The sequence below is a fragment of the Victivallis sp. genome, from assembly GCF_048170485.1.
Lineage (GTDB): Bacteria > Verrucomicrobiota > Lentisphaeria > Victivallales > Victivallaceae > Victivallis.
Genome location: NZ_DBEXAY010000067.1, coordinates 1 through 11,851 on the forward strand (window position 1 = coordinate 1; position 11,851 = coordinate 11,851).

9 protein-coding genes are annotated in these 11,851 nt (G+C 56.6%); 7 read left to right on the top strand and 2 right to left on the bottom strand.

Going from position 1 to position 11,851, the window contains the following annotated elements:
* The 7 genes from ACMLHG_RS03525 to ACMLHG_RS03555 all read left to right on the top strand — a co-directional run.
* A partial coding sequence (locus tag ACMLHG_RS03525; RefSeq protein WP_417169577.1) for a transposase occupies positions 1–157 on the top strand: 157 nt, incomplete at its 5' end.
* A gap of 119 nt (positions 158–276) precedes the next feature.
* The gene (locus ACMLHG_RS03530; protein WP_417169570.1) at positions 277–549 is read left to right on the top strand and encodes a hypothetical protein; all 273 of its coding nucleotides are present in this window, start codon (positions 277–279) and stop codon (positions 547–549) included.
* Between the two features lie 15 nt (positions 550–564).
* The gene (locus ACMLHG_RS03535; protein ID WP_417169571.1) at positions 565–4,422 is read left to right on the top strand and encodes a hypothetical protein; all 3,858 of its coding nucleotides are present in this window, start codon (positions 565–567) and stop codon (positions 4,420–4,422) included.
* Between the two features lie 125 nt (positions 4,423–4,547).
* Entirely contained in the window at positions 4,548–5,219 is a 672-nt protein-coding gene (locus tag ACMLHG_RS03540) for an AzlC family ABC transporter permease (protein WP_417169572.1), read from the top strand.
* Positions 5,216–5,374: an AzlD domain-containing protein gene (locus ACMLHG_RS03545; RefSeq protein WP_417169573.1), complete on the top strand. Its 159-nt coding sequence runs from the start codon at positions 5,216–5,218 to the stop codon at positions 5,372–5,374. Before ACMLHG_RS03540 ends, ACMLHG_RS03545 begins: the two co-directional genes overlap by 4 nt.
* 322 nt (positions 5,375–5,696) lie before the next feature.
* On the top strand, positions 5,697–6,671 hold the full coding sequence (locus ACMLHG_RS03550; protein ID WP_417169574.1) for a Gfo/Idh/MocA family protein: 975 nt from the start codon (positions 5,697–5,699) through the stop codon (positions 6,669–6,671).
* A 39-nt stretch (positions 6,672–6,710) separates the two neighbouring features.
* Positions 6,711–7,355, top strand: a complete 645-nt coding sequence (locus ACMLHG_RS03555) for a ThuA domain-containing protein (RefSeq protein ID WP_417169575.1) — start codon at positions 6,711–6,713, stop codon at positions 7,353–7,355.
* Between the two features lie 76 nt (positions 7,356–7,431).
* Here ACMLHG_RS03555 and ACMLHG_RS03560 read toward each other — a convergent pair whose 3' ends face one another.
* Together ACMLHG_RS03560 and ACMLHG_RS03565 are read right to left on the bottom strand one after the other, a co-directional pair.
* Positions 7,432–9,774 (bottom strand): sodium:solute symporter family protein, encoded by a 2,343-nt coding sequence (locus ACMLHG_RS03560; protein ID WP_294437452.1) that lies wholly within the window; start codon positions 9,772–9,774, stop codon positions 7,432–7,434.
* 97 nt (positions 9,775–9,871) lie between these two features.
* The coding region (locus tag ACMLHG_RS03565; protein WP_417169576.1) for a lacto-N-biose phosphorylase central domain-containing protein at positions 9,872–11,851 on the bottom strand (1,980 nt) is incomplete at its 5' end.

Below are 11,851 nucleotides of genomic sequence, written 5' to 3' on the forward strand. Positions count from 1 at the left end.
TTGTAAAGCAAGACGCTGGATTGTTGAGGTTGCGCATTCGTGGTTCAACAGATTTCGCAAACTGCTCGTTCGATATGAAAAGAGCAACTCGTCATATGAAGCTTTGCTACACCTTGCCGCAACGGTTATAATTTATCGAAAACTTGCTGTTATTTAGGGATAGGTTCTAAGCCGGCAGAAGGCGATCTTCGTTCAAAACTTTTCGCCTGTCCTTTTTTGCCCACTTCCGGAGAGGGCTGGACGCATACATCCAAAGAACGCTGCGATTATTTTTACATGCGCGACAGCCAGAGCGGCCCGGTCTGTACTGCTTTCGGATATACCGGTTTGGGTAAGCCAATGAGCAAACTCTCGCGGCAAATGCTGATTATTTGTTCGGGAGGGACGACGTTGATGAATATAGCGCCTGAAGTTTTTGACTCGTTTCTTGTTCATCCCAATTGGGAGGCTCCGCTTTTTCGTGCAGATGGTTCTGCGCAGAAAGTCCGTGCTGCGGATTATGAAAATGGCCGTGGTGATGATGGAATGGCAAAAATTGATGAGTTATAAAGGAATATGATGACGATGCAACGGTTGATGGTATTGTTGATGATACTTGGCTGGGCCGGCGTTTCGGCGGTTGATCGATTGCCGGAAGAGCTTCGGTTTGGGGCGCAGGGAGAATTTGAAATTGATTCTGTGCGGTTCTTTCTTCAACACTTCGGGGCGGGCTGGCAGGGGAGCGATCAATCAAGCCTGAAACCGGAGGCGAAGGTGTTGAAACGATCCGACAGCACTTATGAACTTCGCGGGAAACTTCCGGCCGGAGGTTCGGACAATGTGTTTGAAGTGACTGAGACGGTGACGGCAAGCGGCGACAAGGCATTTCAGTGCGACTACATGCTTACAGCGGCGACTCCGATTGCGACAGACACTTTGGCACTGGCAATCGACATTCCGGTTGGGGAACCCGGGCTCGCTGTGAATGTAGATGGAGATGAAATCAGCTTGCCGGAAGAAGCGGCAGAACCGGGCATTTTTGATCGTGAGGCCGGAATCGTCATGATTGGATTGCCGGAACGGAAAATTCGGATCAGTGGCGATTTCAAAGTCTATATTCAGGATAACCGTGCTTTCAACCTCAAGACGTTTACCATCCGGCTGATGCCGAAAGGGATGGAAAATGAGATTTCAAACTGGCGGCTCACAGCCGATTTCCGATTGCTGCCTGCCGTTTCCGGCGAAACGTTGCCGGCCTGTCCCGCAATCGACGATTGCGGAAACTTGAGAGTCGGAACGCGCGTACTTCGCTGGAACTGGTACGCACCGGATTGGCATGCTGAAGTCCTTGACGGCGGCAATTTCAAGATGGATGCGGGATTTCCGCGCTTTGGTTCCGACTCGTTCGAAACTTCCGGCGTATGGAACGGGTTCCGGACGAAGATTTCGGCAGTCGCAGTTCCGGACGGTGTTGCCTATCATGCCCGTTTCAAGGCTGCTTCTCCTGTCGAAACCTCTGCGCTCGCTTTGACTATGAACATGCCGCTGGCGGAACCGGGAGACGTCATAGTCGATGGCCGAAAAATAGAGTTGCCGGAAGTATGCAAAGAAAGCTGTATCTTCAACGGGAATGCCCGTTCGCTCCGATTCGGAAGCAACGGAAGGATTGTCACGGTTGAAGGAGATTTCATGTTGCTGATCCAGGATGATCGGAAATGGGGCAATCAATATTTTATATTCCGGATCGGAGCGACTCCGTCCGCCGGAAAAATTGACGACGCCTCCTTAAAAATCCGCATACGACTTGAGACGCCGTACACAGCCTCCGTTGATTTGAGAAATGTGTTCAATATGGGATTCAGAGACGAGAAGCTCAACGACGGGAAAGGCGGCTGGACCGACCAGGGACCGACCAACGATTTGCGCATGATGAAGTCCGGTCGTTTTTCCGCTCTGGGCGTCGATTTTGATATCGTCAATCCGGAACGCAACGATGGCCGTTCCTGTCTTGTGTTATCTTCCCGGCAGCAGAAATTTCCGATGGAGAAGAGTATCGCGCTTGACAGTAGCGGCGAAAAAAGCAGGTATCTGTACTTGTTGCATGCTTCGGCCTGGACGCCGAATGCATCTATGCCGGTCGGTATGGTTGTTGCGGAGTATGCCGACGGCAGCGTCAAGGAGTTCCCGGTGCTTGCCGGCCGCGATGTCGGCAACTGGTGGCAACCGTATGGAGTGGCAAACGGTGTTGTCGCCTGGACGGGAGAAAATGCTGAGACCTTTGTCGGTCTCTATCTGTCACAGTTTCCTGTCGAAGCTGCTCCGGTAAAGTTGACCTTCAAGGCGGCAGCAGACAGCGGTTCAGTCTGGATGATTGTCGGCGCCACACTCGGAGAGTACCGTTTGAATCTCCGACGGCCCGAAGCTTTGCCGTATATTGTTGCAGACAAGGATTGGTTGCCGGTCGAATACAACGGCAATACCGTGGCGGGGTCTCCGCTTGATTTCTCGGGCTATCTCGATGCTCCGGCCGGCAAATACGGACCGGTAGTGGTCGACCAGACCGGACATTTCTCATTTCGTGACGCGCCGGGAAAGCGGATCCGTTTTTTCGGGCCGAATCTGGTCGGCACAGCAAACTATCTCAGCAAGGAGCTTGCCGATGATTTCGTGACCAAGGCGACCCGGCTCGGCTATAACACCGTGCGCTTTCATCATTTTGATAACGGACTTATCGATCCGAATGCACCAGACTCTCTGACTTTTGATTCCCGGGCACTCGATCAACTTGATTACCTGTTTGCGGAACTGAAAAAACATGGAATTTATTCCTGTCTGGATCTTTATGCAAGCCGCGAATTGAAGCCGGGGGACCACATAAAAGAACTTGAAGGACGCACCAGTCCGGAGAAATTCATCTTGAAGAGGTTGATTCCGCTCAGCAAATCGGCGATGGATAACTGGAAGGAATTCGCCCGGCGGCTGCTGACCCACCGAAATCCCTATACCGGTTTGACTTATGCGGAGGATCCGGCACTCTATGCTTTGAATCTTGTGAACGAAAATCCTCTGGTCATCATCTGGCGGGGATGGGATCCCGCGCTTATCCCGCTTTTCGAGGAGAGATATGTCGAATACCTGAAAGAGAAAGGGCTTGACACACCGGAGAACCGCACTTCACGCGGGGGCCTCTTCATTGAGTTCCTGAACGATCTTCAGATCAGGAGCATCGAAGAACAGAAGCGGTTCCTGAAGGAGGAGCTGAAACTGGTTGCGCTGGTTACCGATCTCAATATGATCAGCAAGTTCACGATGAATGAAGTACGTGAGCATCTGGATTTCGTGGACAATCATCAGTATTGGGATCATCCCTGGTTTCCGGTGCGGGAATGGCACTTGCCGTATGCGTTTTCCAATAAATCATCCATCGCAAATCGCGCGGAACATCCGCGGTATCTGATGCCGGCGCGGATTTTCGGCAAACCGTACACCGTCACTGAATTCAACTTCTGCAATCCGAACCCGTACCGGGGCGAAGCGGCGCCGCTGATCGGCGGTTATGCCGGGTTGCAGGATTGGGACGCCCTCTATCGGTTCGCCTGGTCGCACGGGCGTTACAACATGGATAAGGTCGATGTGCCGTATGGTTTTGATATCGTCAACGATCCGCAGGCGCAGCTGGCGGAACGCATTATCAATCTTCTCTTCATGCGTGAATATATCCGGGCGGCGAAACCTGCTTTTGCTTTCACCTGTACGTCGGGGCAGCTTCGCCGGCTCGCAGGTCCACCGGAGGATGACGGCGATTATCCGGCAGAGTTCACCGAACTCGGCCTCTACGGCCGGATCGGCACGCTCGGCGCCGCCGCTTCGTTCCCCGGCGTGCGGAAGGTCGATGCGCTCAATGCCGGTTGGGAGAAACGGCTTCCAGCCGCCGCCCGCGCCGCTCTCGACAAGCTCGGGAAGACCGGAGTCATCACGAGCGCAGGCGGGCAGATCACGCTTGATTCGAAGGCGAAAACAGTGAAGATCGTCGCTCCGCAGTGCGAAGTGATGACCTTCTCCGGCGATATGTCCGGTGAAGTGATGAAACTTTCCGGAGCCGATCGTTACCAGACGGCGGCGTTGCTGTCACTCGACGGGAAGAAGCTGGCCGAAAGCGAAAAGCTCCTGTTCATCCAGATGCCGAACCTCGGCGCGACCAAGCAGAAGTTTGCGAATGAGCGCCGCAACCTGCTCGAAAGCTGGGGGCAGCTGCCGATCCTGCTCGAAAAGTGCCGGGCCGACGTCGAACTCGCGTTGCCGGAGATGAAAGTCGAGGCGCTGAAGTTCGATGGCTCTCCGAACGGCGCCGTCCCGTCGGCTTATGGAAACGGCAAGCTCCGCTTCACGGCGGATACCGCTTCGCGGCCCGGCGGGGTGATGGTCTATCTGCTGACCCGCTGACCATGTTGTGAAATTGATTGGTAAAATACGGAAGGTGCGCTATATTAATGACCTTATTTGGGAATTTCATTGAAATGAAACACGCTTCTTCCGGAATGACCGCCCAGGCCTAGCGGGCGGCATTCGTGGTTTCGCTGCCGGTGCTGATGGGATATACGACGATGGGCGCCGCTTTCGGCATCCTGCTCAACCGGATCGGCTACGGGCCGTGGTGGGCTTTGTTCATGTGCGTGACGATCCTTTCCGGCAGCCTGCAGTTCGCGGCGGTCGGGATGATCGCCGGTTCCATGTCGCTGGCCGAAACCGCGGTGATGTCGCTGCTGATCAACATCCGTTATTCGGTCTATGGCCTCGCCCTGATTGAAGCCTTCCGCAAATGCGGTTGGAAGCGTTTCTACATGATCTTCGCCCTGACCGATGAAACCTACGCATTGCAGGTGCAGGACGAACGTCCCGGAGAAGTGAACAGGGGAACGTTCATGTTCCTGATCGGCTTTCTGGATCATCTCTACTGGATCATCGGAGGCGTGGCCGGTGCGTTCGCCGGCCCGCTGCTGACCTTCAATACCAGGGGAATCGATTTCGCGATGACCGCGCTTTTTCTGGTGATTCTGACCGAGCAGTGCATGGAGAATAGAAACCGGATTCCGGCGCTGATCGGCGCCGGGGCCACATTGACGGCGATGCTGGTGTTCGGCCCGGCAAGGATGCTGATGCCCGCCATGTTCCTGATTATCGGGATATTGCTGGTGTTGCGCCGCCGTCTTGAGGCAGTGGAAACGGAGGCTGCGCAATGACCGGTTCGGCCCATGTGTTCTGGATGATCGCGGTGATGGCGACGGTGACGTTCCTGATTCGCGCGTTTCCGTTCGTGCTGTTCGGGCAGTCGCAGAAACCGCCCGATATGGTGGAGCATTTTCACTTCTCGAAAAATTCTCCGGGAGAAACTTGAACTTCATTCTGCCTCAAAAAGAGTTTGAACATCGCGAAAATGGTAGAAAAGAGATTCGAACTTACGACCTCTACTCATGACCTGTCATACGAAAAAATCAGACTGGCAGACTGTCATAAAATCCCTATTTTTTCTGACAAGAGCGAAAATCCTCACGCGCGCGTAACGGGGGTGCATAAATTTCTCACGTTCACGCCGCCATCGGTTCCCGTCGATAACCGTGAAGCAAGCCACCAAGAAATGAAACCTCTCTGACCGGGGCATTCATATCCTGCGGATACGGTTTGACCATTTTGCCGCCAAGCCCGGCATGGGGACGATAATGGTTCCAGTATTCAAGATATTCCTTGACCGCCAGGTGGAGGAGCTGCTGGTGGATCCTGCGATCGACATCGTCCTGAATCTGACCACACCGCAGTCGCACACGGAGATCGACCGCCGGGCGCTGGAGGCGGGGAAACATGTCTATTCGGAGAAGCCGTTCGGCCTCGACCGGGAGTCCGGAAAGGAGATTCTCGAACTGGCGGAGCGGAACCATTTGCGCACCGGCTGTGCGCCGGACACCTTTCTCGGCGGCGGCCACCAGACCTGCCGCAAGCTGATCGACGACGGACTCATCGGCAAGGTGGTGGCCGGAACCGCCTTCATGCTCTGTCATGGGCATGAATCCTGGCATCCCGCTCCGGCCTTCTACTACCTCAAGGGGGGCGGACCGCTTTTCGACATGGGGCCGTACTACATTACGGCGCTGGTCAACATGCTCGGTCCGGTCCGCAAGGTGGTTTCGGTCAACACCCGCTCGACCGACTGCCGGACGGGGATCAAGGTCAACGTGAACAAAACCTTCCCGGTGGAGGTCGATACCCACATCGCCGCGATTCTGGAGTTCGTCTCCGGCGCGGTCATCACGCTGATTACCAGTTTCGACGTCTGGAAGCACAGCTCCTATTGCGACATCGAACTTTACGGCACGGAGGGGGCGCTGCACATCCCCGACCCGAACACCTTCAACGGCGGAATCCGCTTCTTCAAGGCAGGACTTTGCGCCGACTGGGCGATGGCGGACAACCCCTTCCTGTACAACGACAACATGCGAAGCCTGGGGCTGGCCGACATGGCGAAGGGAATCGAGACGAAGCGGCCGCACCGCTGTTCCGGCGCATTGGCGTACCATGTGCTCGACGTGATGTGTTCGATCATCGAAGCGGGGCGGGAGGAGCGGGCCGTCATGCTCGAAAGCAGCTGTGACCGTCCGGCGCCGCTGCCGCTCGGATTGACCTTCGGTGAACTGGATTGATTCAATAAGGCATCCGGAATAAAAACAGGAGATGGAAAAATGAAACGGGCATTGATTTTCCGCGGCGGCTGGAGTGGGCATGAACCGGTGCAGACTTCGGATCTGGTGGCGGGAGAGCTGCGGAAACGCGGCATGGAGGTGGAGATTTTCGATCAGCAGGAGTGCCTGCTTCAGCCGGAACTGGAGACGAAGTACGATCTCATCCTTCCGGTCTGGACGATGGGCACGCTGATTCCGGAGGGGAGCGCCGCGCTGCGGAAGGCGGTTCTGAACGGCGTCGGGCTGGCGGGCTGGCACGGCGGCATGTGCGACGCGTTCCGGCAGGATACGGAGTATCAGTTCATGACCGGCGGACAGTGGGTGGCGCATCCGGGGAACGTGATCGATTACCGGGTGGAGATCACCGGTCATGATCCGATCGTCGACGGCATCGGCGACTTCGACATGCACAGCGAACAGTATTACATGCAGGTCGATCCCGGCAATGAGGTGCTGGCGGTCACCCGGTTCAACGGCGCAGTCTGTCCCTGGATCGACGGCACGGTCATGCCGGTGGTCTGGAAGCGCCGTTACGGAAAAGGAAAGGTGTTCTACTCCTCGCTCGGACACGTCGCGGAGGATTTCCGCCGGTCGCCGCAGAGCCTGGAGATCATGGTGCGCGGCGCCCTCTGGGCGGCAAGGTAACCCGCCCGGGCAGAGGAAAGGGCGGCGGAATCGGAGTGTGTTCCGGTTCCGCCGGCATCCTCCCCGGGCAGGGAGCTTATTTCCCCGACGCTGCGGAATCTTTCCGCATCGAATTGGTCTCCGCTTCTATCTGCTTCATGTGCGCCAGGTCGGCGGTTGAGACGTGTCCTTCCACGCGGCCGTCGTCGAGGACGTCGTTCTCTCTCGCCTCCAGATCGCGGAACAGCCGGAACAGATCCTTCGTTCCGCAGATTCCGAACCAGAAGGTGGAGATGATGCCGATGAGTCCCGCCACCAGCAGATTCTTGAGGAAGAAATAGTGCCCCCACCACTCCAGCGGCCAGGGGGTGAATTTATTCCATACCACCACCGCCAGAAAACAGAGTCCAAAGGCGTAGCCGAAGGAGTAGAGGAAGACCGACCAGGCGAGAATTTTATCCCCGCGGCTGTACTGGCTGTCGATGCCGAGAATCTTCAGCAGGAAAAATTGCCGGATCGACCGGAGAGAACTCTTTTCGACTACTTTGCCGGAATCACTGTAGATTCCGCGATGAAGCATCCGATCCATGTTGAACGGCTCCCGGCAGGTGAGAAGAGAGATCACGACATACAGCAGTACCGTCGTCACGATGGCGAGAAAGCTGATTTCAGCCGAGTTGATCGGGAACTTGTGCGCATCCATCGTCCAGACGATGTAGGGGTGGAACGGCGAAGAGAGGTCGTAGAGGACTTTTCCTACCGCATCGACCAGATTCAGCCGCTGCAGCAGCGGATAGAGATGGGAGGCCCAGAACTGCTGGGCCAGAATTCCGGAAAGCGCAATGACGGCTCCGCTAACGAGCGCCGCATAGGCTCCGGCGGTGGTGCCGCGTTTCCAGTACAGCCCGAGCGTGATCACCACGCCCGCGCCGGCCCAGATGGCTCCGGTGATGGTAAAAAACATGAGAATGTAGTCGATCTGAGCGAAAAACAGACTGAAGAGGAAGGCGAAGAGACAGACCCCGGTGATGGCGTAACGCAGGGCCCGGATCTGTTCCGCCGGCGTGAATGCCTTCCGGCGGAGCGGTACGATGAAGTCCTGCACCAGAATGCTGCCCCAGGAGTGCATATAAGTGGTGTCGGTGGAGACCATGAGAAAGATCATGAGTGCGCAGAAGATTCCCGTGATGCCCATGGGGAGAATGTCCCGGATGGCGACCGGAACGAGCATCTGGCCGTAGATCGTGCGGAATGACTGGACGCTTTTTTTGAGTTCCGGAACGCGGTTCAGCTCCGCCGTCGTCGCCTTGATGTAGGGATCGGCGTTCTCTTTTTCAAACTCCTCGTGGCAGGTGTAGCTCCCGCTGTACTGTGTGCGGATCGGGATATTCTCATAGATGGTTTTCAATTTCGCGCGGGTCGCGTCATATTTCGGCTCCGGCATGATGTCATCCAGCGTTTTGGAGGCCAGTTGAACGCGCAGATTGCGGGACTCTCCGGCGAAATCCCGATGGTTGATATAGGTCAGCGCCACCACCGCCAGCAGGATGAAGATCATCGAACTGAAGCCGCCGCGCCAGGTGCCCAGCAAACCGCCCATCTTCGCTTCGTGGGGGGATTTCGCCGCGCCGTTGTAGCCCATCGTTCCGCCCCAGGACATGCGGTTGAAAAACATTCCGCAGATGCCGACGAAGATGTAGAAGAGATTGAAGTCCCGCAGATGATCCACATCGAAGGCGTTGAGAAAACTCTCGTGCGGCGCCCGCGCCATCAGCACCGGCATCATTTCGTCGCTCCAGGAGAATCGGTAGAGAATGTAGGCGACGACGATGACGTACATCGGGTAACTGAGCAGCCCCTGGACGCAGTCCGTGACCATGATGGTGACCTGTCCGCCGGCAAGGGCGATCCACAGAGCCAGACCGAGAAACACGGCCATGACCAGAGCGAAGACCGGGCAATGCCATCCGAAGAGATTGAGAAAGACGGGCAGGTCGAGAAAATAGATCAGAAACCTCGCCCCCACCGCGGGAAAGATCGCATAGTTGATGATTCCGGAAATGAACTGGATGACCGACGCGGTCACCCGCAGGGATTTGCTGTACCTGATCTCGAAAAACTGCCCCATCGTCATACATCTGGTCTCCCGGAAACGGTAGGTGCAGAATCCGACCAGGCTTAACACCAGACTGATCGGGAGCGACAGCGTTCCCCAGAAGGAGACTGCGAATCCGCAGTTGTAATACATCTCCAGCAGGGCGACTGCGCTGATCAGCCCCATGGCGGCCTCGCCGCTGGCGACGGAAACCACGTAGCGGCCCGCAACCCGGCCGGCGGAGAGAAAGTCCGCAACGCCTTTCACATACTTCTGCGTCCTGAGTGCGGCATAGATCACCACGAGAATGGGAATCCAGATGATGAGCCAGTCCAGAAAAAACATGAAACAATCTCCTGTCGAATGAATTCCGCCGGGGCGTCACGGGGAGGGGGGCTCGGACGCCGCAGACGGAAATTCCGTTTTTTTGAATGGGGTCATCTCACTGATTTTCCAGGAGGAAATATTCCGCCGTGCCTCCGTCGATCACGAAGGGAATGCCGCGGGCGAGCTCTTCCCGGGTATAATTCCCTGTCGGCCTGCGGTCGATCAGGTTGATGATCCGGATCTTCCCGCCGAGGGCGGGATAGATTGCAGTGTCCAGCTGCAGGAGGGTCTCCTGTTTCTTCCGGGTATCGTTGTTCAGCACAACGAGATTTCTCGACGGGTACGCATACGGCTGAATCGCCGGATTGCCGGAGTAGAGCCGGTACAGCTCTTTCTCCCGCCCCGCCGCCCGGAAGATGGCGCGTTTGATGAGATCGTCATATTCCGGATCGTTACTCTGAAACGAAAGGTAGACGCTGCGTCCCCGGCCATACCTGTTTTCGCCGAACAGCGGCCGGACGGGATTTTTTCCGTCCGCGGAAGCCAGCAGCGTGAAGGTCGGCGCGGGCAGGATGTTGCGGTCGCACCGGAATGGTTCCCCGGAGAAACTTCCCGGAATGGATCTGGCCAGAAAGGCCTCTCCGGCGGCCGTCGGATTCAACGTGTTTCCGCCCGGGCCCGGAACGTATTCGAAACCGAGTACATCGGCCAGCTGGTTTTTTCCCTGATAATCCGCGGCACTGCCGCAGCCGAGGAAGCCGCCGCCGTTCTTGACGAAGTTGCGGATGTTGGCGGCCAGCCGGGGATCCCGCCAGCTCTCCGTTCCCACCCAGGCGCTCCCCCGGTCGCCGTAATTGAGCAGGACCGCGGCATCTTCCGGCACGCCGTTTTCCGCAATTTCCCGAAGACTGATCCACTTCATGTTGACCGGGATGTCGGTGAAATGACGGAGGAACGGATCCCGCCAGGGGCGCCATGAATATTGTCTGCCCCACTCGTTGATGACGTAAACGTTGAGGTCATGGGTGAAAATCTTCTGATCGTGCATATATTTGTACATCAGCAGAAATTCTTCATTGATCCGCTGGAACATGCGCATGTACAGATCCTGCGTCGCCGCATCGCCGTAGGCAAACACCGGACCGAATTCGGCGAAATAGTGCATGTCGCGAATCCGGAAAAGTTCGCCCCGCCGGTTTCTCTGCCAGTTGTCCAGAATTTTGGCGATGGAGTCGGGACGGTTGACCATGTGGGCGAAAAGCCACTCCAGCCGCCCGGAGGTCAGGGCCTTCCCGTTCTGTTCGGTCATGGAACGGACATCGACCGCGTCCTGAAGCGGCCGTGCGATGGACTGGATTCCGGTTTTCTCAAATGCATCGAGATCCGGTTCGAAACCGAGGTGTTTATCGCCCCAGTAGAACTGGTACATCATGCCGTTCTGACGGGCGATGTCGGCAACTCTCTTCATGAATCCGGTGACCAGATGCTGATTGAACCGCATCCACGCCCGGATTTCCGGCGTCGGGGTGTAGTTGATCGCCGGGCCGTCCAGCGAGGCGAACAGCATGGCCGGACGGAATTTCATCCCGGAAAATTCTTCAAATGCCTTCTGCGCCGCCGGATTGGCGTTGCAGCCGTTGTATCCCCAGAATTCCCACCATTTCATCCGTTTGCCGGTGAAATAGTGGAAACAGCCGTCCATGTGGTGAAAGAGGATTTTTCCCTGATTCTCCCTGCAGAATTTCTCCCAGTCGGCCAAGTAGCGGGCGACCTGTTCTTCGGATTGCAGCGAGAGATTCAGACCGGTCCCGTGACGGGCGAAGTAGTAGACCGCATAGCGGTGCCCGGGGATGGTGTTCTTCACGGTGACGGTGTATTTCTCCCGGTCCAGGGTCCAGCCGGATTCCGCCGGAACATCTGTTTTCGTGGTTTCATCCCGCACCTGCCAGTATTGATAAGGGTTGTAATAGAGGTTGGCATGGGGATCTCTGACCGAAAGCTGCAGCTCCCCGCCGGAGGCAACCTGATCGGAAAAACTGTAGCCTGCTTCCTGGCATTCCGGATGCTGCCGCAGCCACTGCTGGATCACCGCGTT